Here is a 23,998-nt window from a genome sequence, read left to right on the forward strand (position 1 = left end):
CGCTATTGCGCGCCGCATCATTCAATTTACGCGACTCAGCGTCGAACGCTTTGTCTCCTGCAGCGCGAGGCGCAAACGATCGTTATTTTCCGCCAGCAAATCTCGCGCCTGCCAGGCGTCGAGCCCGGTCATCAGCATCAGGATTGCCGTCCGCACATGCTGATTGCAGCTGGCCAGCGCGGCTTTGGCCTCGCTGCGCGAGCAGTCGGTGGCCGTCATGACGATGGCAATCTGGCGTTCAGTCCAGCGCGGGCTGGTGGCCTGCAGATCGACCCGCAGGTTGCTGTAAACCCTGCCGCTGCGAATCGCCAGCCCGGTGGTCAACATCGTGAGGATCTGCCGCTGCGCCAGCTGCGCTTTCGGGTTACCGAACCCCGCCACCGCTTCTGGCCCGGTTTGCGGCGCAATAATGATATCCGCCAGCTGGGCGGCTTCACTCTCCGCTTGCTGCGTCAGCACCGCAATTGGCGCGCCGAGCGACCAGGCGTGACGCATCGCGCCCCAGACCCACGGCGTTTGTCCGCTAACCGTCAGCGCCAGCAGCATATCGTTGCTGCTGAAACGGATAGCCTGCAGCTCAAGCGTACCGAGATCGTAATCGTTAGCGGCCGTTTCCATCTCCTGTAGCGCGGCTGCCGGGCCACCGGCAATGAGCCCAACCAGCGAATGTTTCTCTTCCGGCGTATACTCGCTGACCGTCTGTAGCGCCGCGCGGCCGGATGCTCCGGCGCCGACAATCACCAGCCGCCCTCCCCGACTCAGGGCTGCGGCGGCATTATCAACGAGACGGGCAACCTCCGGTAAACAGGCCCCGACGGCGTCGGCAATTTGCCGGTTGTCTTTGTGCAGCAGGGTCAGCATATCGAGGGTGGCGAGCGTGTCGATGTGACGAGTTTCAGGGTGGCGTCGTTCCATCATTGATGCGGTTGGCTTACTGCTCATAAAAACCTCCTTTTAAATAACTCCCTATTCACTATAAGGATATTTATTGCGAGGTCCTGCGAGTGGGGTCACGCTTCCCGGTTCTTTCAGCGTCTTTTTGCTTTTTTACATAGCTTTAAGAAATGGTTACCTTCAGCGATAATGGCCCTTCGCCGAACAGTTCAGGGGATGGTATGAAGGATATCGCGGAGTCAATTCCGCCCGCGCGCAAACGTCTGATGAGGATGAAGCTGAGTACCGCCGTGACGCTCATGATTAGCAGCGTGATTGGTTCGGTACTGCTGCTGGTCTACGCGCTGTGGTTTATACAGATCAGCGACACCACCCGCGACGGCGTAAAAGATACGGCGCTGGCGGTCGCACGCACCTTCTCCGATATGCCGGAAGTGAAACAGGCCCTGGCGCTGCCGCCGCAGAGCGGACTTATCCAGCCCCTGGCGCTGGCCATCACCCGACGTAACGATCTGCTGTATGCCGTGGTGACCGATATGCATGGCGTGCGCTATTCGCATCCCAATGCCCGGCTTATCGGTAAACGATTTATCGGCGAGGATATTCAGCCTGCCTTTGCCGGCAAAGAGAATGTCGCCGTCAATCACGGGGTGTTGGCTCCGGCGCTGCGCGTCTTTACGCCGGTATTCAACGACCGGCAGCAGCAAATTGGCGTGGTGGTGGTCGGGATTTCACTCAGTAAAGTGGATGAGCAGATCGCCAAAGGCCGCTGGGATGTGCTGTTAACCGTGCTGTTCAGCGCCCTGGTCTGCGGAATCGGTACCTGGAGCCTGGTGCGCGGACTCAAGCGCGTGCTGCTGGGACTGGAGCCGCAGGAGATCTCCACGCAGTTTCAGCAGCGGCAGGCGATGCTCCATTCGTTAAAAGAAGGGGTTGTCGCGGTGGATGTCGAAGGTCGCGTCACGCTGATCAACCCGGCGGCCAGCGAGATCCTGCTTAGCGGCCCCGGCAAAGAGATTGCCCACACCCCGCTGCTGGCGGATCTGCACGAGGTCTTGCAAACCGGCGAGCCGATTTATGACCGCGAGCTCGGCTGCAACGGCTTCCTGCTGATCAGCAACACCGTGCCGGTGCGCAGTCAGAACGCTATCGTCGGCGCCATCAGTACTTTCCGGGATAAAACGGAGGTCAGCCAGCTGTTGCAGCGGCTGGACGGTATGGTTAACTATGTCGATGCGCTGCGCACCACCTCGCATGAATTTATGAATAAGCTGCATGTGATCCTTGGCCTGTTAAACATGAAAAGTTATGACAAGCTGGAGGAGTACGTGCTGCAAACCGCCCATACTTATCAGGCGGACATAGGTGAAATTCAGCACCGTATCAAATCACCGGTGGTCGCGGGCTTCCTGATTGGTAAAATCCAGCGCGCCAAAGAGCGCGGCTTCACGCTTAACTTAGCCGAAGAGAGCCTGGTGCCCGATTGCCCAAATGAAAAGCAGGTGACCGTGCTGGTCACCGTGCTGGGTAATTTGATTGAGAATGCGCTGGATGCCATGAGCGGCCAAAGCGAGGGGGAAGTCGGTCTGCTGCTGCACTATCAGAACGGCTGGCTGAGCGGCGAAGTCAGCGATGACGGGCCGGGTATCCCGCCTGCTAATATTGATGCCATCTTTAATAAAGGCTTCTCGACCAAGGGTGAGAATCGCGGCGTTGGCCTGTTTCTCGCCAGCCAGCAGCTCCGTGAACTGGGCGGCACGCTCGCCGTCGAGTCTGAGCCTGGCGTCTTTACCCAATTTTTTGTTCATCTTCCCTGGGATAGTAAAAGGAAACGTGCGTGATAAATGTATTAATTGTTGACGATGATGCCATGGTCGCCGAACTGAATCGCCTGTATGTGGCGAGAATTCCCGGCTTCCGCTGCTGTGGCACGGCGTCTACGCTAAGCAAGGCCCAGGAGATGATTAACGATAGCGGACAGGAGATCGATCTGGTGCTGCTGGATGTCTACATGCAGCATGACAGCGGACTGGATCTGCTGCCGACCATTCGCGCCTCTGGCCGCCCTATCGACGTGATTATGATTACCTCCGCCGCCGATGCCGCCACCGTGCAAACCTCGATGCACTACGGCGTCGTCGATTATCTGATCAAACCGTTCCAGTTCCCGCGCTTCGAAGAGGCGCTGACCGCCTGGCGCGAAAAACGCAAACTGATGACCGGACAGCCCTATTATGAGCAGGCCGATGTTGACCGCCTGCTCCACGGCAACGCGCCGGAAGCCAGCGACGCGCGCAAGCTGCCGAAAGGCTTAACCGCCCAGACGCTGCGCACGCTGTGTCAGTGGATTGACGCCCATCCGGGTACCGAGTTTTCCACCGATGAACTGGCGGTGGCAGTCAATATTTCCCGCGTCTCCTGCCGGAAATACCTGATCTGGCTGGCGCAGATTAATATCCTCTACACCAGCATTCACTACGGCGCTACCGGGCGTCCCGTCTACCGCTACCGGCTGGTCGCCGAGCAGTACAGCCTGCTCAAGCAGTACAGTCAGTAAGCCGGTAGCTGTCGTCGAGTAAGTGAAAACGAAAGCGGCGCTGTGATGAGAGGATAATGTCGCGATTTTTGGTGACGAAAATCGCCTCAATGTCTTCGCGATGGCGCAGCGCCGCGCAGCCCTTTTCTACGCCAAGACCGAAGATCAACGTGGTCCAGATATCTCCGTCGAGCGAGTCATCTGCAACAATGGTTACGCTCTCCAGCTCGTTATCGAGCGGATAGCCTGTGCGCGGGTCGAGGATATGGTGCCAACGCCGCCCATCCTGCTCAAAATAGCGCTCGTAAATGCCGGACGTCACCACCGACTGGCCGACGACGTCAATACTGCCCACCAGCGCATTATCGGCCGCGAACGGTTTTTTCAGCCCAATCGACCACGCCCCCAGAGTATGCACGTTGCCGCCGAGGTTGATCAGCGCCGCGTCCACTCCCTGGCGCTGCAGGTCATCGCGGACCCGGTCCGCTATGTAGCCTTTGGCAATCGCCCCAAGATCGATCTCCATGCCCGGCCGGGCGAGAAAAACGCTGCCGGCGGCGTCATCCAGGATCACATCCTGCGGGCGGGTCAGCGCTAAGCGCGCGGCGATATCCGTCGCCGCCGGAACGCTGTGGCCGTTAAAACCGATGCGCCATAGCTTCACCAGCGGGCCGATGGCCAGATTAAAGGCGCTCTCCTGCACCATGCTGGCCGCTTTCGCGCATTTAATAAGCTGATATACCGGACGGGTGACGCTGACCGGATGGCGGCCGGCGGCATGATTAATCGCCATCACCTCCGAGTGTGCGCGGTTGACGGTGAACAGGTCTTCGTAGCGTTTAATCAGTTGAAACGTGCGGGAAGCCAGGGCTTCATCGTGGGAGAACAGTTTGAGCAGGATGGGAGACCCCATCAAAACAGCGGAGTAGCTATAGAGGCGTTGGTCGCCAGAGATGCCAGACATCATTGAAGCTCCTCTGTGTCACCCGGGCAGGCAGACGCCGCCGGGAATGGGCCGGGCGAACCCGGCCTGTTATCACTGAGCGTTAGCCTCTGGCGCGTTTTGCCGCCTGGTGGCCCGCCAGGGTGCCAAAGATAATAATATCCGCTACGGCATTGCCGCCGATACGGTTGCCGCCGTGGATACCCCCGACCACTTCACCCGCGGCATAAGCGCCGGCAATCGGCTGATGATGAGTATCCAGTACCGCGGTGTCAGTATTAATGGTCACACCGCCCATAGTGTGGTGAACCCCCGGCGCGATGCGGATAGCATGGAACGGCCCTTCGTTAACCGGCGCGCGCAGCGCGGTGGTACGACCAAACTCTTCATCACGCTGATTTTCAACAAACCCGTTGTAGCGTTCCAGCGTGGCGAGGAAGGCATGGTAATCCATCCCCAGTTTCTCCGCCAGTTCACGCGGCGAGCTGGCGCTGGTCACCAGACCTTTGGCGATATATTCGTCGGCCGCTTTGTTTTTCGCCCGGACATGTTCATCAAAGACGATGTAAGCATAATGCTCCGGCAGCGCGATGATCGCCGCAGACACTTTATCGCGGGTCTCCATTTCGTTGAAGAAGCGGTTCCCCTGTTGATTGACCAGAATGGCGCCGCCGCCGCGAATCGATTCGGAAATCAGGTACGAGGTGTTCTGCTCAACGGTCGGGTGAATTTGAATTTCGCCCATGTCGACGGTGCCGGCGCCAATCCGTTCCAGCAGCGCAATACCGCCGCCGGTGGCCCCTTTATGGTTGGTGGTGACAAACCCCGCCAGATCCGGACGATATTTTACCACCATCGCGCTATTGGCGCTGAAACCGCCGGTCGCCATCACGATACTTTTGGTCTGCACCTCGATACTTTCCTGCTCATCATTCAGCAGACGTACGCCGCTCACCTGGTCGTGGGTCATCAGGATCTCTTCCACCGATGTATCCAGCATCACATCGATGCCGCGACGAGTGATATTACGCACCAGGCCGCTAATCAGGTATCCTCCGACGGCGGATCCGTCACGCGGACGGTGAGTACGGTCGATACTCATCCCGCCGGTGGTGGTGATGTCATTAAGCATGATCCCGCGACGCGCCAGCCATTCGATGGCCTCTGGGGCATTTTCCACGAACCGACGCAGCAATTGCGGATTGTTTTTATTGTGTCCGCCTTTTAAGGTTTCCTGATAGAACAGCTCTTTGCTGTCCTCAATACCTTTTACCCGCTGGAAGCGCGTTTGCGCGGCGTTCATTCCGGCAGAGGCTTTAATCGTATTACCGCCGATGGTCGGCATTTTCTCAACGATCAGGACGCTTGCGCCTTCATCGTGCGCCTGAATGGCGGCGGCCAGCCCGGCGCCGCCGCTGCCGACCACCACCACGTCATAGCTTTTCGGCGTCAGATCTGCGCCGCCCTCTTCCAGCGCCAGCGCTTTACTTGATTTCAGCATCGCTTTCGACACCGCTTTTTTCACCGCTTCACTTTGGCTGGTGGCGCCAGAAATCGCGTCCACGTGCGGCGTATTGGCGGTCAAAATGCGTTCGCGGATCTCTTCGAAGCTGGTAGTGAACTCCACGTTCTGCTGCGGGCCGGCAGCCAGTTCGATATCGGCGATGCGGTCATTTTCCAGACTAACGTTAATCACCAGTTCGTTGGCATCGTCCTGCACGGTTTCCACAAACAGGCCGGGTTTAAACTTCGCATCGCCCATGCTCATATCGCGGATCATGGCTTCAACCAGCGAGAAGCGCCACAGCGGCTGCGGAATATTCAGCGCTTCGCGCTGGGTGCTGTCGATAAACAGCTCGAGATTTTCTCCGCCAGCAATCCGCGCCGCCCAGTCCGGATAAGCAATGCAGGCGCGGCCCACGGCCATCAGATCGTAACCATGATCCAGCCCCTGCTCCGCATCCGCCGCGTTGACCACGCCGCCAACGCCCATCACCGGGATCTGAGCCAGGGTATCAGAGCGCAGCGCACAATATTTTTCAATCAGCGGCGTCGGATCGCTGGTATCGACAATCGAGGGACGCAGAGATGCGCCGACGGAGAAGTGCAGATAGTCGAGACCGCGCGCCGCCAGTTTTTCCAGCAGGTACAGGGTGTCATCAAAACGGATACCCGGCTCTTCCAGCTCTTCCGGGGAGAAGCGATAGCCGATAATAAAGGCATCATCGGCGTACTGGCTCGCCATTTTATGGGTAATGTCGAGGACCGCCAGCGGGAAACGCGCACGGTTGTCGCGGCTGCCGCCCCACTGATCATCGCGTTGGTTAGAATTCGGGGAATAGAACTGCTGGATAAGATAGGTGTTAGCGCCGTGAATTTCCACGCCATCAAAACCGGCCAGAATGGCGCGACGTACACCGTCGCCGAATTTGGCAATCATTCCCTCAACTTCTTCGCCGCTCAGCGCACGCGGCATCGCAGCGCCTTCGCGCGGTGCGGCCAGCGCGCTCGGCGCCACCGGTTGACGGCCGCCGATCAGCTGCGGATCGACCATACGTCCGCCGTGATAGATCTGCAGAATGGCTTTTGACCCTTCGGCTTTGATGGCGTCGGCGATTTTAGCCAGACCGGCAATTTTCTCGTCATTGTCGATGCCGATGGCGCCCGGGAAAGCCAGACCGTAATCATCAATAAAACAGCACTCAACGATAATGGTGCCAATGCTGCCGGCGCGAGCGCGATAGTATTCCACCAGTTCGCTGGTGACGCTGCCGTCATAATAGCCGGTGCAGGTGGTCATCGGTGCCATTAACAAACGGTTTTTTAACTCAGTACCATTCGGTAAGGTAAAAGGACGCAATATACGTGGGCTACTGGTCATATTAACACTCCAGATTTTAAATATTGAAAATTCAGAATTGGGTGACGGAATTGTTTTTGGTTGTGTTTCTTAATTCCTGTTGTCATGCCCATAATATAGCGCTATTTTTAGTTACCAAACCAATTACGTTAGTTAAAAAACTATTTAATACCACCAATAACATCAATACCTCTATTGTATTATTAATTAAAAATACAATTTTCACACAAAGCAAAACACCGATAACATGCCAGCCACCTTTGTTAAAAAACAACACATATCAATCACAATATAAAACTCATTAATATCATACAGATACAAACACAAAACCCTTGGCGTACGTTTGTAAGCCAATTATTTATTAACATTTATCGATATTTTAATCAAATAAGCACCTCACCCGGCAGGGTTATTTTAAAAATAAATAAATACCTCTACACACCGCATTTATTGATCCTGATCAATTGCAATAAAGCAACAAAGCGCAATATATAAATAACCAACGAATTAAATTTAACGCACAGCAAAATGCGTTAAATAACCGTCACAAAAACCAGAAAAACCAAAGATTAATAAGTAAAGAAAGTTTTGAAATTAAAAAAATCACTGGTTATTGCGTGACGCATCGTATTTTCAACTACTCGCAGATACTCATTATGAAAGAGAAACAGACAACCATACCGCCTGCCGGTGCCGCCAGTCCCAAGGCTGCAAATAAAAACCGCCTGCTGATGATGGCGCTGCCCATTATTGTTGCAGTTCTTTTACTCTTCGTGCCGGTGCCTGACGGGTTACCGCCTTATGCCTGGCACTACTTTGCTATCTTCGTTGGCGTCATTGTCGGGCTGATTTTTGAACCCCTGCCGGGCGCCGTGATCGGCATTACCGGGGTGGTGGTCATCGCCCTGTGCAGCCAGTGGCTGCTCTTCAACCCAGCGCAGCTGGCCGACCCCAAATTCAAACTGGCCGGCGCCTCATTTAAATGGGCGGTCAGCGGTTTTGGTAACTCCACCGTATGGTTGATTTTCGGCGCCTTCATGTTCGCCGCTGGCTACGATAAAACCCAGTTTGGTCGCCGTCTGGCGCTGATCCTGGTGAAATATCTGGGCCGCCGCAGCCTGACGCTGGGTTATGCCATTACCTTTGCTGACCTGCTGCTGGCACCGTTTACCCCGTCCAATACCGCGCGCAGCGGCGGGACCATCTACCCCATTATCGCCAACCTGCCGCCGCTGTACGGTTCTAAACCGAACGATCCCAGCGCGCGTCGTATCGGCTCCTACCTGATGTGGGTGGCCATTACCGCAGCTTGTATCACCAGTTCGATGTTCCTCTCCGCGCTGGCGCCAAACCTGCTGGCCCTCGCGCTGGTCAAAAGCATCGTCGGCATCAATATCTCGTGGGGTACCTGGTTTATCGCCTTCCTGCCGCTGGGTATCCTGCTGATTCTGGCGATGCCGCTGCTGGCTTACTGGTTCTATCCGCCGGAAGTGAAAGTCAACAATGAAGTGCCGCTGTGGGCCGCTCGCGAGCTGGAAAAGCTGGGCAAGCTGTCACGCAATGAGATCCTGCTGCTGGTGTTCGTCTGCTTCGCCCTGGCCATGTGGATTTTCGCCGCCGAGTGGATTGAACCGGCGCTGGCCGCCCTGCTGGTCATTGTGCTGATGCTATGGACCGGCGTACTTTCGTGGAGCGATATCACCAACAATAAAGCGGCATGGAACACCTTTGTCTGGTTCGCCACCCTGGTGGCGCTGGCAGACGGCCTCTCCTCTACCGGCTTTATCGCCTGGCTGGGTAAAGAAGGCGGAGCGCTGATGAGCGGCATCTCCCCGGGCGTCGCCACTATCGTGCTGCTGCTGGCGTTCTACCTGCTGCACTACCTGTTCGCCAGCACCACCGCGCACACCACCGCGCTGCTGCCGGCGATGCTGACTATCGCATCCACCATTCCGGGTATGAATATGCAGGTCTTCGTCCTGCTGATGGTGACCTCGCTCGGCGTGATGGGCATCATCACGCCGTACGGTACCGGTCCAAGCCCGATTTACTACGGCAGCGGCTACCTGCCGACCAAAGACTACTGGCGCCTCGGCACCATCTTCGGCGCCATCTTCCTGGCCGCCCTGCTGCTGATTGGCTATCCGTGGATGTCCATGATGTTCTGATTCATAACCGCCGGAGGCTCTCCTACGGCGGTTTTACTCTTAGGGAGCTAAGCTATGTCGACTAAACCGTTTGTTTACCAGGAAGCCTTTCCGCTGGCAAAAGATGAGACTGAATACTATCTGCTGAGCAAAGAACATGTTTCCGTGGCCGAATTTGCCGGCCAGGAGATACTGAAAGTTGCCCCTGAAGCCCTGACCCTGCTGGCCCAGCAGGCCTTCCACGATGCGGCCTTTATGCTGCGCGTTTCCCATCAAAAGCAGGTTGCGTCAATCCTGCTCGACCCGGAAGCCAGCGAAAACGACAAATACGTCGCCCTGCAGTTCCTGCGCAACTCGGAAATCGCGGCGAAAGGCGTGCTGCCGACCTGCCAGGATACCGGTACCGCGATCATCATGGGTAAAAAAGGTCAGCGCGTCTGGACCGGCGGCGGCGATGAAGCGGCGCTGGCCCGTGGCGTTTACAACACCTATACCGAAGATAACCTGCGCTACTCGCAAAATGCCGCGCTGGATATGTACAAAGAGGTCAACACCGGGACTAACCTGCCGGCGCAGATCGATCTTTATGCTACTGACGGCGACGAGTACAAATTCCTGTGCATGGCGAAAGGCGGCGGTTCGGCCAACAAAACCTACCTGTATCAGGAAACCAAAGCGCTGATTACTCCGGCGAAGCTGAAAAACTACCTGGTTGAGAAGATGCGCACCCTCGGCACCGCAGCCTGTCCGCCGTACCATATCGCCTTCGTGATTGGCGGCACCTCGGCGGAATCGACGCTGAAAACCGTGAAGCTGGCCTCCACGCGCTACTACGATGGCCTGCCCACCGAAGGTAACGAGCACGGCCAGGCGTTCCGCGATATTCAGCTGGAGCAAGAGCTACTGCTGGAAGCGCAGAATCTCGGCCTTGGCGCGCAGTTCGGCGGCAAATACTTCGCCCACGACATCCGCGTGATTCGCCTGCCGCGTCACGGAGCCTCCTGCCCGGTCGGCATGGGCGTCTCCTGCTCCGCTGACCGCAATATCAAGGCCAAAATCAACCGCCACGGTATCTGGATTGAAAAACTGGAGAGCAACCCGGGCCAGTACATCCCGGAAGCGCTGCGTGAGCAAGGTGAAGGCAAGGTGGTCAGTATTAACCTGAATCAGCCGATGAGCGAGATCCTGGCGCAGCTGTCCGCCCATCCGGTTTCCACTCGTCTGACGCTGAACGGCACCATCATTGTGGCGCGCGATATCGCCCACTCGAAGCTCAAAGAGCTGCTGGATAACGGCGAAGCGCTACCGCAGTACGTCAAAGATCACCCGATCTACTACGCCGGTCCGGCGAAAACGCCGGAAGGTTACGCGTCAGGTTCACTCGGCCCAACCACCGCCGGGCGCATGGACTCCTATGTCGATCTGCTGCAGTCCCACGGCGCCAGCATGGTGATGCTGGCGAAAGGCAACCGCAGCCAGCAGGTGACCGATGCCTGTCACAAACACGGCGGATTCTATCTCGGCAGCATTGGCGGCCCGGCGGCGGTACTCGCCCAGCAGAGTATTAAGAGCCTGGAGTGCGTGGCGTATCCGGAACTGGGGATGGAAGCTATCTGGAAAATCGAAGTGGAAAATTTCCCGGCCTTTATTCTGGTGGATGACAAAGGCAACGACTTCTTCCAGCAGATTCAGAACAAACAGTGTGCGGGTTGTTCACAGCGCTAATTTTGGCTGATTAACCCTGTTCGGGGCCGTAACGCTGTGCGTTACGGCCTTTTTTACGCTCGCCGCCAGAAGACTAATGGCCGGCTGACGGCGCCCCTGGCCCCCCTGCGCGGCTGAACGGCGGACGGGCAAACCAGATAACCGCGATCAGCGCCATAAAGCCCCAGCCCAGTAGCCAGAAATAGTCAATGGTCGACATCATGTAGGCCTGCTGCTCGATGCTCTTATCAATCAGCGCCATATGCTGCTGCGTGGCGCCGCCCATCTTGTTGATATAGTCCACCGCCGCGGGATTGTAGGCGGAGACGCTTTCGGTCAGGTTGGCATGGTGGAAAACTTCCCGACGCGACCAGATCCAGGTGGTGAGCGACGACGCAAAAGAGCCGCCCAGCACGCGGAAAAAGGTCGCCAGCCCGGAGCCTTCGGCCACTTCCGCGCCGTTCAGGTTTGACAGCACAATCGTGGTAATGGGCATGAAGAAAAACGCCACGCCGATCCCCATAAATAGCTGCACTTCTGCAATGGTGCGGAAATCGACGTCGGTATTGAACTGCGCGCGAATCAGGCAGGAGGCCCCCATCGTCAAAAATGAGAGCGAGGCCAGGATCCGCAGGTCAAACTTGTTGGCGTAGCGGCCGATAATCGGCGTCATCATCAGCGGCAGGATCCCCATCGGCGCGGCGGCCAGTCCGGCCCAGATCGCCGTGTAGCCCATCTGCGTTTGCAGCCACTGCGGCAGAATAATATTGATAGCAAAAAAAGCCGCGTACCCCAGGGTCAGCGAGAGCGTACCAATCGCAAAATTGCGATCTTTGAACAAGCGCAGGTTCACGATCGGATGACGCTCGCCCAGTTCCCAGATAACGAACGATACCAGCGAGATGGCGGAAATCGTCGACATCACAACGATCTGCGAAGAGGCAAACCAGTCTAGATCATTGCCTTTATCAAGCACCACCTGCAGCAGCCCAACCCCGAGCACCAGCAGCGCAATCCCGATGTAATCAATGGGAGCGTGGGTGGTGGTCTCTTCCCGTTCACGCATCTGCGTCCAGACCACGATAGTGGCGAAGATGCCGATCGGTACGTTGATGTAGAAGATCCACGGCCACGAGTAGTTGTCCGTTATCCAGCCGCCGGTAATCGGCCCGACAATCGGCGCCACGACCGTCACCATCGACAGCAGCGCCAGCGCCATACTGCGTTTACTGGCGGGAAAGATAACCAGCAGCAGCGTCTGACACATCGGGAACATAGGGCCGGCGAAAAAGCCCTGTAGCGCGCGGAAGATAATCAGCTCGGTCATACTGTGGGCAAATCCGCACAGGAATGAGGTCAGCGTAAACATCATCACCGAGCCAATAAAGAGCTTTAACTGCCCGAAGCGGCGCGTAAACCAACCGGTCAGCGGCAGCGCGATGGCGTTACACACCGCAAATGAGGTGATCACCCATGTCCCCTGATCCGCGCTGACCCCGAGGTTGCCGGCAATCGTCGGCAACGCCACGTTGGCGATAGTGGAATCCAGCACCTGCATAAACGTGGCCAGAGACAGCGCAAGCACCGCCAGCCACATATTGGGCGGTGTAAAGGCAGCCTTATCGTGCATAACGTCTCTCTTAACGGGCGCCGGCGGCTACCGTTTTGCTGTTGTCATGAAGGATTTTAGCCACCAGTTTGTCCGCTTCTGCCAGCGGGTTTTGATACACGTCCGTGGTGAAACGCGGGCTGCTAACGGTTTGCTGCGGCAGCAGGTGGCCGTCGGCGTCGCGAATATCGACGCTGACGTTCATCGACAGGCCGACGCGCAGCGGGTTTTTCTGCATATCATGGGGATCGAGTACAATACGGACCGGCAGACGCTGGACAATTTTGATCCAGTTGCCGCTGGCGTTCTGTGCCGGCAGCAGCGAGAACGCGCTACCGGTGCCAATGCCCAGGCTTTCGATGGTGCCGTGATACTCGACATCATCGCCGTACAGATCGGCGTTGAGGGTGACTTTTTGTCCGAGACGCATCCCCTTCATCTGGCTCTCTTTGAAGTTGGCATCTACCCAGACTTCGTTCAGCGGCACGATAGCCATCAGCGTGGTGCCGGAATCAACGCGCATGCCGAGCTGTACCGCGCGCTTCGCCACATAGCCGCTGACCGGGGCCACGATGGTGCTGCGGGAATTGTCGAGATAGCGCTGACGGAGGGTGGCGACGGCACTTTTAATTTCCGGGTGGCTGTCGATTACGGTGTCATCCACCATGGCCATATTGGTACGCAACGCTTCCTGTGCGGCCAGAAGATCGCTTTGCGCGCTGGTGACCGCATCGCGATAATGCGCCAGGTCTTCCGCGGCGATCGCCCCGCTCTGGAAGATTTTCTGCCGCCGCGCATAGTCGTTTTGCGCCGTTTGTAACGCCACTTTTTTCGCGGCGACCTGCGCGCGGTAGTTATCCGCGGTGCTGTACAGCCCGCGAACCTGGCGAACCGTATTCGCCAGACTGGCTTCCGCCTGCTGCAGCGCAATTTCGGTATCGCTGGGGTCGAGCAGCACCAGCGGCTGCCCCTTCTGTACGAAGTCGCCTTCATCCACCGTCACCTGAGTGACCGTACCGCCAATCTGCGGAGTGAGCGTCACCTGGTTGCCATTGACATAAGCATCGTCGGTCGTTTCATAGTAGCGGGCGTACAGCAAATACCACGCCACCCCGCCACCGGCGGCCAGAAGCAGGATAATCGATAAAATAATAAAGTTACGTTTGCGCTTGCTGCCGCGCTCAGCCTGTTGTACCGCAGTGGTTTCCATCTTGTCAGGACCTTTTTGAATGCATTAGCGATGAGGGGCGACGATCTCGTCTGGCAACATTTTTGTCATCAGATCGACCAGCTGTCGGGATTCATCGGGAGTGAGTCGGGCGGTGAGTTCGCTGATGATCGATACCAGCGCTTCATTGACAAAGCGCTCGCAAATCAGCAGCCCTTTGTCGGTCAATGCCAGAATCACCTGGCGTTTATCCTGTGGATTGGGGGAGCGACTGATCAACTCACGCTTGACCATTCGATCCACCATTCGGCTCATGGCGCCGGCGTCCATGACCAGGTTTTTACTGATCTCGACCGGACTGTTAAAGCCTTTATAAATACTGATCAGCACCTTGAACTGCGCGGCGGTAATGTCCATGCCGGAGAAGTGCTGGCTAATCAGCTGGTCCTTGAACTGGTTAGCCAGATGGATCAACAAACCTAAGTGAAATTTATTGTTAATAATACCCGGATGGTTATTCATGATATTTGCCTGGTCAGTAATTACAAATGAAACTACTGACCAGGCATCTATTTGTCAACGCAGTGTCAAGAAGATCGCACGTTTTGTCAGCGCAAAGGCCGCCGCTCAGCGCAGCGAGACGCCGCGCCCGAGGTTGTTTGCCGGCCCCGCCCTCGATATTCGCGACCTCTCCGCCGCGCTTGTATTCGCTTATCGCTGGTCTATGCTCAAAGCAAGGCCTGGTCAGAAAATGCTGTTGACCACCTGAAAAATAACGATAATTCTCTTTTTTTGGGTGCTGCATATGAACAAAATACAGGCGTTATTTGTGGCCGGCCTCGCGCTATGCCTGGCGTTCCCCCTTTCGGCGGCGGAACCTCGCCAACAGCCCACAGAACGTGAACAGGCCCGTACGGTGAAAATTTTCCACCAGCCGATTGTGATGTTACAGGCGACCTTCGGTCAGACGACGCCCGAAGAGCGGGTGCTGCGAATTCGCAATACGCTACGTGCTTTTACCGAGGCGGATATCAGCCAGCCGCTGCAGGTTGTTCCGGTCACGCGCTACAACCTGCCGGGTCGTTTGTTCCTTATGAACGGTAAACCCATTATGTTACTGAGCCAGGCCGACCTCGACGAAGGTGACGACCTGACCCTCGACCAGGCCAGCCAGCGGGTTCTCGCCCGAATGGAGGCGCAGCGCACCGCGCTTCGTGAACAGTTCAATACATCCTATCTGACGCTGGCGGTCGTTAAAGTGGGGGGTGGCGCGCTGCTGCTGGCGGCCTTTTATTACGCTGCCTGGCGCTCCTGGCGTCGGGTTCGCCGCTATTTTCTGCTGCGTATTCTGCAAAAGCGCGGCTGGATCCCCCAGAACTGGCGGCGGTTTCTCGGCAATATCGAAACCAGACTCTATGCCCTGCTGATGGTTTTGCTGGGCATAGTGGCGCTTTATGCCTGGCTAAGCTGGGCCTTCGGCCTGTTTCCCTGGACGCGCGTGTGGAGTGAATCGTTGGGAGAGTGGTCGGTACGCGTCCTGCAGGAGATTGCCCTGGCAATAGTTTCGGCGCTACCCGGCCTGCTGATTGTTCTGATTATCTTGCTGATCACCTGGTTTATTATCCGTCTGGTAAAGCTGCTGCTCAGTCAGGTGGAAGCCGGTCGTCTGCAAATTCCGGGTCTGCATCCCGAAACGGTAGGCGCAACGCGCAAACTTATCTCGGTGGTCATCTGGCTCTTCGCCCTCTCCGCCGCTTACCCCTTTTTACCTGGCGCCAACTCGCTGGCGTTCAAAGGGATTAGCGTCTTTTTCGGTCTGATGTTAACCCTGGGATCGGCAGGAGTCATGAACCATGCCATGAGCGGTCTGGTGCTGATTTACTCGCGCGCGCTGCGCAAAGGCGATGTGATTCGGATTGCCGACAATGAGGGTGAGGTCAGTGAAATTGGGATGCTGGCCACCAAAATCGTCACCCGGGAAAACTATATCGTGACGGTGCCAAACGCCGTGGTAGTGAGCGGGAAAATCACCAACCTCAGCGCACAAAACAGCGAAAGCGGCCTTAACCTGACCACCGGCGTCACCATCGGCTACGACACGCCGTGGCGACAGGTTCAGGCGCTGCTGGAACTGGCGGCGCGGCGCGCGCCGGGTATCGACCACCGCCAGCCGCCGCAGGTGCGTCAGCTTGGGCTGATGGACTGGTACGTCGCCTATGAGCTGCAGGTCCTGCTACTGGCGGAAACCTCGCTGGCCGACGGACGAACCGCGCTACACAGCAACATTCAGGATGTCTTTAATGAATTTGGCGTGCAGATCATGTCGCCGAACTTTGTTATGCAGCCGAAGGGAGCCGTGATGGTGGCAAAAGAGGACTGGTACGCCGCGCCGGCGGCGAAAGACCCACAGATAACAGAGAGATAAGTCACGATGCTGGCCGGCGAAAACCGGCCAGCACAACCGCATCAGGCCGGTTTCCCGTCCAGCTCATCAAACACCTGCTGCGCAAGATGCATCGTGGCATTGGCGGCAGGCAGCCCGCAGTACAGCGCGGAGTGCATAATCAACTCTTTCAGCTCATCGCGAGTCACACCATTATTAAACGCCGCGCGCAGATGCATTTTCAGCTCCGCTTCGCGGTTGAGCGCAATCAGCATGGCGATTGTTATCATGCTGCGGGTATGGTGATCGAGCCCCGGCCGGGTCCAGGTCTCTCCCCACGCATAGCGGGTAATAAAATCCTGAAACTCGTCATTGAGCGGCGTCAGATTGTGCAGCGTGCGCTCCACATGGGCATCGCCCAGCACTTTGCGCCGAACGTTCATGCCCTGCTGGTAACGGGTTTTATCGTCCACGATCGTCCCCTTGCAAAAAAGCCAACAGCGCCGCGCTAAAGGCCTCCGGCGACTCGATACTGGACAGATGGGACGCGGGAACCACCACCACCTGCGAAGAGGAGATCTGCTGATGTAAAAAATGCGCATCGGCAACGGTAGTGACAGGGTCACTTTCACCGGCAATGATCAGCGTCGGCACGCTAATTTGTCCGACTTCGCTGCGCAAATCGGCCGCCGCCAGGGCTTCACAGCACTCGGCATACCCTTCGGCATTGCTATGGGTCAGCTGATGGCACAGCGCCTCGACCACCTCCGGCGCCTTCTGACGGAAAGCGTGCGTGAACCAGCGGTCCGCCGCACCGGCGGCCACTACGTCCATTCCTTCCTGACGCACGGCCCGCGAGCGGGAGAGCCAGCTGGCCTGATCGCCAATCCGCGCCGCCGTGTTGGCCACCGCGATACCGTAAAAACGATCCGCGGCAAAACGCCCCAGCCATAGCCCGGTCAGGCCGCCCATCGAGATACCGCAAAACCAGGCTTTGGCGATATTGAGATGATCGAGCAGCGCAATAACATCTTCACCAAGCTGCGCCAGCGTCACCTTGCCTGACTTTTGGGTTTTACCATGGCCGTGGGTGTCATAGCGCAGTACGCGGAACCGTTGGGTTAAGGCCGCCATCTGCGGCTGCCACATTGCGCGGGTGGTCCCGAGCGAGTTAGAAAGCACAATGACCGGCGCGCCTTCCGGCCCGTCCAGCTGATAATCAAGGTTCATCACGTTGCTCCTTGTAACGCGCCACGACCTGGCGCACAAAACGTTCGGCGCTGCCGGTGGCCGTGGCCGGGTCCAGCAGCTGCGTTAAACGGGGTGGCGAAAGATGCTGGCTGACCAGCGGGTCGTTCTCCAGCAGCGCCTGCAGCGGGCGAGATTCGTCGATCGCCTGGCGGCACAGCGCCTCAATACGGTGATGGGCATCGGCTTTGCCAATAAACGCCGCCAGCGCCAGCGTCACCGCCTCGGCCATAATCAGTCCGTGAGTGATCTCCAGATCGGCCCGCATTTTCTGCGGGAAGACCTGCATCTCGCGAACCAGCGCATCGCTTTGCGCCAGCGCCCCTCCCACCAGCATAATCAGCTCTGGCAGGGTCTCCCATTCCGCCTGCCAGCCGCCAAGGGCGCGTTCATGCTGCTGAATCTGGCTGGCGTAAAGCGTCGCCACCAGTCCTGGCGTGCGCTGGGCTGCGGTTAAAATCGCGCTACAGGCGATGGGGTTGCGTTTGTGCGGCATGGTCGACGATCCGCCGCGCCCTTCCGCAACCGGTTCGCTGACTTCCGCCACTTCGGTTTGCATTAGCAGGGAAAAATCGTTAGCAAATTTGCCCAGCGTGCCGCACAGGCCAGCAAACCAGGCCCCCACTTCAAGCAGCCGGTCACGCTGGCTGTGCCACGGCGTATCCGGCAGAGTCAGCCCGAGCTGGCTGGCCAGCGCCGCAGCAACCGGCGATGCATCGGCTTTCAGCGAATCCAGGGTACCCGCCGCGCCGCCAAACTGCAGCACCAGCACCCGCGGTCGCATCTCCCGCAAACGCTGCTGCCAGCGCAGCAGCGCATCAAGCGTGCCCGCCAGCTTCAGGCCAAAGGTGACCGGCAGCGCGTGCTGCATCCAGGTACGACCGGGCATGACCGTGTTCTGATAGCGTTCAGCCTGCATGGCGAAGCCGTCAATCAGCTGTTGCAACAGCCGTTCCGTTTCGTCCAGCGCGCCGCGCAGCTGCAAGACCAGTCCGCTATCGATAGCATCCTGGCTGGTCGCCCCCCAGTGAACATAGCGTGCCGCCCCGGCATCCTGCGTCTTCACCCGGGCGGTGAGCTGTTTCATCAGCGGAATCGCCAGGTTGCCCGCGCTGGCGGCGGCCAGCCCCAGGGCCGGAAAATCGATGGCCGAATGCTGGCAGGCGCTGACGATGGGGGCGACGGCATCCTGCGGCACCATGCCGCAGGATGCCTGCGCGCGGACCAGCGCCGCTTCAAAATCCAGCATCCCCTGCACCCGCTGCGCATCGCTAAACCAGGCGGTCAGCGGACTGCTGCGCAGCATGGGGGTCAACAAACTCATGTTGGCTCCTTAAACACGTTCAATAATCAGCGCAATGCCCTGACCGACGCCAATACACATGGTACACAGCGCATAGCGCCCACCGGTGCGACGTAGTTGATACGCGGCGGTCATCGCCAGACGCCCGCCCGACGCCCCCAGAGGATGGCCCAGCGCAATGGCGCCGCCGTTGGGATTGACGTGGGGCGCATCGTCGGCCAGCCCTAAATCGCGGGTCACCGCCAGCGCCTGTGCGGCGAACGCTTCATTCAATTCAATCACATCCATTTGCTCCAGCGTCAGCCCGGTCTGCGCCAGCACTTTACGTACCGCCGGAGCCGGTCCGAAGCCCATAATCCGCGGCGCCACACCCGCCGTCGCCACGCCGACAACCCGGGCCAGGGGGTGCAGATCGTTGGCCCTCAGCGCCGATTCGCTGGCCAACAGCAAGGCACAGGCGCCATCGTTCACCCCGGAGGCGTTCCCCGCGGTCACCGAGCCGTCCGGGCGCACTACCCCCTTGAGTTTCGCCAGCGCTTCCGCAGAAGTGCTGCGCGGGTGTTCATCGCGGGTAAACAGCAGCGGATCACCTTTTCGCTGGGCGATAGAGACCGTTATCAGCTCATCAGCAAACCGGCCGGCCTCCTGCGCCGCGGCGGTACGCATCTGGCTACGCAGCGCAAAGGCGTCCTGATCGGCACGCGAAACGGCAAAATCAGCGGCGACGTTCTCGGCGGTCTCCGGCATCGAATCCACGCCGTACAATGCTTTCATCCGGGCGTTGATAAAGCGCCAGCCGATCGTCGTATCTTCAATCTGCATGTTGCGGCTGAAGGCATTCTCCGCCTTGCCCATCACGAACGGCGCGCGCGACATGCTCTCCACGCCGCCGGCGATCATCAGCTGAGTTTCGCCGCTTTTGATGGCGCGCGCTGCGACGCCGATCGCATCAAGGCTGGAGCCGCACAGCCGGTTAATGGTACTGCCCGGCACCGTTTGCGGTAGCCCGGCCAGCAGCAGAGCCATGCGGGCAACGTTGCGGTTATCTTCCCCGGCCTGGTTTGCGCAGCCGTAAATCACATCATCAATGCGCGCGGGATCCAGCCCCGGGTTACGCGCCAGCAGCGCTTTCAGCGGCAGAGCGGCCAAATCATCGGCGCGCATCGTCGCCAGCGTACCACCAAAACGTCCGAACGGTGTACGCACCGCATCACAGATAAATGCCTGATTCATCATAGGTTCCTTATGCGCTTTCCGCCAGATGTTCGAAGGTCAACGCCACCGGAGTGATGCGCTGCAGCTCCTCAAAAGAGAGGCCGTTGAAAATTTCGCGTACCACCGGGCCGGCCGGCGTGATGTCGATGACTGCCAGGTCCGTGTAGATCCGGCTGACGCAGCCCACTCCGGTGAGCGGGTAGCTGCACTGTTCAACCAGCTTACACTCGCCGTCGCGGGTCAGATGATCCATCATCACAAACACCTGACGGGCGCCGATGGCGAGATCCATCGCCCCCCCCACCGCCGGGATCGCGTCCGGCGCGCCGGTGCTCCAGTTGGCGAGATCGCCGCTGGCGGAGACCTGATACGCCCCCAGTACGCAAATGTCGAGGTGGCCGCCGCGCATCATGGCGAATGAGTCGCCATGATGGAAAAAGCAGCCGCCTTTAAGCAGGGTCACGTACTCTTTACCGGCATTAATCAGCTCGGGGTCTTCTTCGCCCGGCTGCGGCTTGCCCCCCATCCCCAGCAGGCCATTTTCACTGTGCAGAAACACTTCTTTGTCGGTCGGCAGATAGTTGGCGATGCGCGTAGGTAAACCGATGCCCAGATTGACATAGGCCCCTTCAGGAATATCGCGCGCCACTCGCTGGGCCATTTCATCGCGGGTTAGTTTTTGCATGGCTGGCTCCTCAGGCGCGTTGTGCGGTGGTCAGGTGTTCCAGCGAGAACACCCGTTGGACGAAAATCCCCGGCGTGATCACATTTTCCGGGTCAAGGTCGCCAAGACTCACCAGACGGGAGACTTCAACGATGGTGGTTTTTGCGGCGGTGGCCATAATGGGGCCGAAGTTGCGCGCCGCTTTGCGGTACACCAGATTGCCCCAGCGGTCAGCCTGATGCGCTTTGATCAGGGCAAAATCGGCCTTGATCGGGTATTCGAGGACGTAATGACGACCATCGATTTCGCGGCTCTCTTTACCTTCAGCCAGCGGCGTGCCGTAGCCGGTCGGCGTAAATATCGCGCCCAGACCGGCGCCGGCGGCCTGGATTCGCGCCGCGAGATTACCCTGCGGGACCAGTTCGAGCTCCACTTTGCCGCGACGATAAAGATCGTCAAAAATCTGTGAGTCGACCTGGCGCGGGAAAGAACAGATCATCTTTCTCACGCGTCCGGCCTTCAGCAGTGCCGCCAGGCCAACTTCACCGTTGCCCGCATTGTTGTTGATAATGGTGAGTTCGCGGGCACCCTGTTCAATCAGGGCATCAATCAGGTACGTTGGCTGACCGGCAGGACCAAAACCGCCGATCATGATGGTCGCCCCGTCGTGAATCCCGGCGATGGCATCACTTAGCGTCGACACGCTTTTATCAATCATCAGGTCGCTCCTTTACGTGCGGTAATCGCACTTTTATGCGTTGTTCGCACAAAATGTGACCCGCTTAACGATGTTGGTCAAGGGCGATAATCGAAATATGGTGCGATAATCGAACATCGTATATCTTTAGCGAAAGAATGTGATCGATGGCAAATATGGAGAAGAAAATGGAGAAGCATCCAGACGATTTACTGACGGGCGACAGCGATCCGTTTAAAGGCGATCCGAACTTTATGGCCTCGCTGGCCCGCGGGCTGGAGGTGATTCAGGCTTTCACCCCGCAGCGCCCGGTTCTGTCTATCTCGCAAATCAGTCAGAAGACCGGCATTCCGCGCGCGGCGGTGCGCCGCTGCCTGTATACGCTGGGGAAACTGGGGTTCGTCTATGCGGAAGATGGCAAAAACTTTCAGCTGCGCCCGCGCATTCTGGCTCTCGGCCACGCATGGCTAGCCTCCACGCCGCTGGCGCGTTCGGCGCAGCCTGTTCTTAAACATCTGAGTGAAATGTTGAACGAGTCCTGCTCGATAGCCACCCTCGATGGCGACGATATTCTCTATATTGCCCGCGCCTCCAGTTCGCGGATTATGACCATCGATCTCGATATCGGCAGCCGCCTGCCGGCCTGGGCGACCTCGATGGGGCGCGTGCTGTTAAGCCATCTGCCGGAAGAGAAGCTGAACGATATGCTGGCGCGGGTCACGATGATTCGCTACACCCCGCAAACGGTGGATTCAGTGAACAAACTGCGCGCGGAGCTGAAGCGCGTCCAGCAGCAGGGCTACGCGCTCAACGATCAGGAGCTAGAAATGGGGCTCCGCTCGCTGGCGGTGCCTTTGTTCAACCCGCAGGGCCAGATACAGGCCGCGCTGAACGTCGGCGTGCATGCCGGGCAGGTCTCCACCCGCGAAATGCTGGAACGAGTACTGCCCGAGCTGCAAAAAGCGGCTCGCGAGCTGACGCTGCTGCTGCGCTAGCGGCTGCGTTTGGCGTGGCGCTCCCAGTTTTCCTGTTTCGCCTCGGCGGATTTACGCAACGCGACGTAACACGCTCCGCTGCCGCCATGCGGTGCCGAGGCCACGCAGAACGCCTGCACCTCGGGCAGTTCGACCAGCCAGCGCGCCAGATAGCTACGCACGATATTGGCGTGGGCGTTATCATCCCGCCCTTTCCCGTGGACGATCAGCAGATTGCGCAACCCCTCTTTTTGCGCCTGCACGACAAAGGCAAACAGCATTTGCCGGCACTGTTCGACCGGACGGCGCAACAGATTCAGGCTCGCCTGCGGGTCATATTTCCCCAGCCGCAGCTTATCCAGCACACCGTTTTGCAGCCCTTCGCGTTTAAATTCCAGCGGCGTCGTCAGCGGCAGAATATCGAGATAGCCGGTGGTGAGAAAATTATCGAGCTGCAGGACATCAAGACGCTGCGTCGGGCGCGGGTTGCGTTCAGGATGCCAATGCACGTCATTGCCACGCTTGAGAGGCTGAACGTCCTCCATGGCGCCAAGAAATAGCGATTTGTCGTCAAGATTCATGTGCACTCCTCCGGCTGCTACCGGAGGCTACTATATCCGCCGCGCCCCGCCTCCTCAATGCGTTTGTCGACAACCGGCGACAATTTACCCTCCCGGCTCAGGCGGGAAACTGCTGGCGACTTTGTCGGCGAAACTGGGTGATTAGCGAGGCCGTTAGCGGCGTCTGGCGCGAGTCGCGACGCTGGATCAGGTAATAGGTCGCTTTCGGTAACGTTTCGCTCACCTTGATCATCACCAGCTTGTCGGCAATCATCGGGTCGCTGCCCAGCTCAACCGGTAAGATACTCAGAAAATCACTCTGTACCACCAGACTGATGCAGGAAGAGAAGGTTTCGCACACGATGCCGACATGCGGGATCTGCGCACGGTGGCTAAACAGATCCTGGAGCTGCTTAAAGTAGCTGCCGCGCGGCGTCGGCATGGTCCAGCTGTAAGGCAGCAGTTGTTCAATCGAGGTCGCCTGGGTTGCGGGATGCCCGACGCGGGCGAAGACCGCAAACGGCTTTTCGAACAGCTTCTCAAAGCTGAACTCATGATCGTAAGGGCCGGGATAATAGGTATTGATGGTGAAGTCGAGCTCCCCCTGCCGCAGCTCGTTGATCATCGACAGCAGTTGACCTTCCATGATACGCACCTTCACCAGCGGGTGCTGCTGATGAAAACGCCCAATCACCGAGGGCATCAGCGAGCGCGCCACGCTGGCTCCAAGGCCAATATTGATCTGCCCGGTCAACGCCCCCTGGCGCTGTAACAGATCCTCCTGCGCCGCCCGCAGCTCCTCAAGAATCAAACTGGCGTGCTGATAAAAACTTTCGCCATTTTCGGTTAACGATACCCCCTGGCTACGGCGCACGAACAGCTGGGCGGACAGCCCCTCTTCCAGCTCTTTAATCGCCTTGGTCAAGGCCGGTTGCGATAACGCCAGCGTCCGGCTGGCACCGCGAATGCTGCCCTGACGCGCCACTTCGACGAAGGCGCGAATTTGGTGAAATTTGATCTGAAAAGACATCGCCGTAGTGATAACCATTGTTTATCAAACAGAAGAAAATGGCATCTACTGTAATGCAAAGCG

General features: G+C 58.1%; 21 protein-coding genes. 7 read left to right on the top strand and 14 right to left on the bottom strand.

Features of this window, described 5'->3' with window-relative positions; genetic code table 11:
• Positions 1-21: 21 nt before the first annotated feature.
• Positions 22-942: an N-acetylmuramic acid 6-phosphate etherase gene (locus MC50_RS22690; RefSeq protein ID WP_032687474.1), complete on the bottom strand. Its 921-nt coding sequence runs from the start codon at positions 940-942 to the stop codon at positions 22-24.
• Positions 943-1,115: 173 nt separating this feature from the next.
• Between MC50_RS22690 and MC50_RS22695 the strand changes: the two genes are divergently transcribed.
• Together MC50_RS22695 and dcuR are read left to right on the top strand one after the other, a co-directional pair.
• Entirely contained in the window at positions 1,116-2,735 is a 1,620-nt protein-coding gene (locus MC50_RS22695; RefSeq protein WP_032696079.1) for a sensor histidine kinase, read from the top strand.
• Positions 2,732-3,451, top strand: a complete 720-nt coding sequence (dcuR, locus tag MC50_RS22700) for a two-component system response regulator DcuR (protein WP_032687473.1) — start codon at positions 2,732-2,734, stop codon at positions 3,449-3,451. Before MC50_RS22695 ends, dcuR begins: the two co-directional genes overlap by 4 nt.
• Here the strand turns inward: dcuR and MC50_RS22705 are convergent.
• Complete coding sequence (locus MC50_RS22705; RefSeq protein WP_047665633.1) at positions 3,432-4,394, bottom strand: FAD:protein FMN transferase; 963 nt, start codon at positions 4,392-4,394, stop codon at positions 3,432-3,434. The two genes, dcuR and MC50_RS22705, sit on opposite strands and share 20 nt — an antisense overlap.
• Positions 4,395-4,476: 82 nt before the next feature.
• Positions 4,477-7,254 (bottom strand): flavocytochrome c, encoded by a 2,778-nt coding sequence (locus MC50_RS22710; protein WP_046852379.1) that lies wholly within the window; start codon positions 7,252-7,254, stop codon positions 4,477-4,479.
• A gap of 635 nt (positions 7,255-7,889) precedes the next feature.
• Between MC50_RS22710 and MC50_RS22720 the strand changes: the two genes are divergently transcribed.
• Together MC50_RS22720 and fumA are read left to right on the top strand one after the other, a co-directional pair.
• Positions 7,890-9,401 (top strand): anion permease, encoded by a 1,512-nt coding sequence (locus tag MC50_RS22720; RefSeq protein ID WP_032687499.1) that lies wholly within the window; start codon positions 7,890-7,892, stop codon positions 9,399-9,401.
• Between the two features lie 54 nt (positions 9,402-9,455).
• Entirely contained in the window at positions 9,456-11,105 is a 1,650-nt protein-coding gene (fumA, locus tag MC50_RS22725; RefSeq protein ID WP_047664993.1) for a class I fumarate hydratase FumA, read from the top strand.
• Between the two features lie 73 nt (positions 11,106-11,178).
• Here the strand turns inward: fumA and MC50_RS22730 are convergent, their stop codons facing one another.
• Genes MC50_RS22730 through MC50_RS22740 form a run of 3 tightly spaced genes read right to left on the bottom strand, consistent with a single transcriptional unit; the run spans position 11,179 to position 14,383 of the window.
• Positions 11,179-12,714, bottom strand: a complete 1,536-nt coding sequence (locus MC50_RS22730; RefSeq protein WP_046852378.1) for a DHA2 family efflux MFS transporter permease subunit — start codon at positions 12,712-12,714, stop codon at positions 11,179-11,181.
• Between the two features lie 10 nt (positions 12,715-12,724).
• The gene (locus tag MC50_RS22735; RefSeq protein ID WP_047664994.1) at positions 12,725-13,903 is read right to left on the bottom strand and encodes an efflux RND transporter periplasmic adaptor subunit; all 1,179 of its coding nucleotides are present in this window, start codon (positions 13,901-13,903) and stop codon (positions 12,725-12,727) included.
• Between the two features lie 24 nt (positions 13,904-13,927).
• Entirely contained in the window at positions 13,928-14,383 is a 456-nt protein-coding gene (locus MC50_RS22740; RefSeq protein WP_032687465.1) for a MarR family transcriptional regulator, read from the bottom strand.
• Between MC50_RS22740 and MC50_RS22745 the strand changes: the two genes are divergently transcribed.
• Together MC50_RS22745 and MC50_RS22750 are read left to right on the top strand one after the other, a co-directional pair.
• Positions 14,382-14,630 carry a hypothetical protein gene (locus MC50_RS22745; RefSeq protein WP_047664995.1) on the top strand — a complete coding sequence of 83 codons (249 nt, stop codon included), beginning with the start codon at positions 14,382-14,384 and terminating at the stop codon, positions 14,628-14,630. The genes MC50_RS22740 and MC50_RS22745 overlap by 2 nt on opposite strands.
• Before the next feature lie 36 nt (positions 14,631-14,666).
• Positions 14,667-16,286, top strand: coding sequence for a mechanosensitive ion channel family protein (locus tag MC50_RS22750; protein ID WP_047664996.1), 1,620 nt, complete (start codon positions 14,667-14,669; stop codon positions 16,284-16,286).
• Positions 16,287-16,327: 41 nt separating this feature from the next.
• Here MC50_RS22750 and pcaC read toward each other — a convergent pair whose 3' ends face one another.
• The 6 genes from pcaC to MC50_RS22780 are packed head-to-tail and all read right to left on the bottom strand — an operon-like array spanning position 16,328 to position 21,392.
• On the bottom strand, positions 16,328-16,717 hold the full coding sequence (gene pcaC, locus MC50_RS22755) for a 4-carboxymuconolactone decarboxylase (RefSeq protein ID WP_004862525.1): 390 nt from the start codon (positions 16,715-16,717) through the stop codon (positions 16,328-16,330).
• Positions 16,707-17,474 carry a 3-oxoadipate enol-lactonase gene (gene pcaD, locus MC50_RS22760; RefSeq protein ID WP_032699707.1) on the bottom strand — a complete coding sequence of 256 codons (768 nt, stop codon included), beginning with the start codon at positions 17,472-17,474 and terminating at the stop codon, positions 16,707-16,709. Before pcaD ends, pcaC begins: the two co-directional genes overlap by 11 nt.
• Positions 17,464-18,816: a 3-carboxy-cis,cis-muconate cycloisomerase gene (locus MC50_RS22765; RefSeq protein ID WP_047664997.1), complete on the bottom strand. Its 1,353-nt coding sequence runs from the start codon at positions 18,814-18,816 to the stop codon at positions 17,464-17,466. Before MC50_RS22765 ends, pcaD begins: the two co-directional genes overlap by 11 nt.
• 9 nt (positions 18,817-18,825) lie before the next feature.
• On the bottom strand, positions 18,826-20,028 hold the full coding sequence (pcaF, locus tag MC50_RS22770) for a 3-oxoadipyl-CoA thiolase (protein ID WP_032687459.1): 1,203 nt from the start codon (positions 20,026-20,028) through the stop codon (positions 18,826-18,828).
• Between the two features lie 10 nt (positions 20,029-20,038).
• Positions 20,039-20,695 carry a 3-oxoacid CoA-transferase subunit B gene (locus MC50_RS22775; RefSeq protein WP_032687458.1) on the bottom strand — a complete coding sequence of 219 codons (657 nt, stop codon included), beginning with the start codon at positions 20,693-20,695 and terminating at the stop codon, positions 20,039-20,041.
• A 10-nt stretch (positions 20,696-20,705) separates the two neighbouring features.
• Positions 20,706-21,392 carry a 3-oxoacid CoA-transferase subunit A gene (locus MC50_RS22780; RefSeq protein ID WP_032687457.1) on the bottom strand — a complete coding sequence of 229 codons (687 nt, stop codon included), beginning with the start codon at positions 21,390-21,392 and terminating at the stop codon, positions 20,706-20,708.
• A gap of 167 nt (positions 21,393-21,559) precedes the next feature.
• On the opposite strand from MC50_RS22780, the gene MC50_RS22785 reads away from it, so the two are divergent.
• Positions 21,560-22,366: an IclR family transcriptional regulator domain-containing protein gene (locus tag MC50_RS22785; protein ID WP_032696070.1), complete on the top strand. Its 807-nt coding sequence runs from the start codon at positions 21,560-21,562 to the stop codon at positions 22,364-22,366.
• Here the strand turns inward: MC50_RS22785 and smrA are convergent.
• Together smrA and MC50_RS22795 are read right to left on the bottom strand one after the other, a co-directional pair.
• Complete coding sequence (gene smrA, locus MC50_RS22790; RefSeq protein WP_032687455.1) at positions 22,363-22,926, bottom strand: DNA endonuclease SmrA; 564 nt, start codon at positions 22,924-22,926, stop codon at positions 22,363-22,365. The two genes, MC50_RS22785 and smrA, sit on opposite strands and share 4 nt — an antisense overlap.
• Before the next feature lie 97 nt (positions 22,927-23,023).
• Complete coding sequence (locus tag MC50_RS22795) at positions 23,024-23,935, bottom strand: LysR family transcriptional regulator (protein ID WP_032687454.1); 912 nt, start codon at positions 23,933-23,935, stop codon at positions 23,024-23,026.
• Positions 23,936-23,998: the final 63 nt, after the last annotated feature.

Origin of the sequence: Klebsiella planticola, from assembly GCF_000783935.2 — a bacterium.
GTDB lineage: Bacteria > Pseudomonadota > Gammaproteobacteria > Enterobacterales > Enterobacteriaceae > Klebsiella > Klebsiella planticola.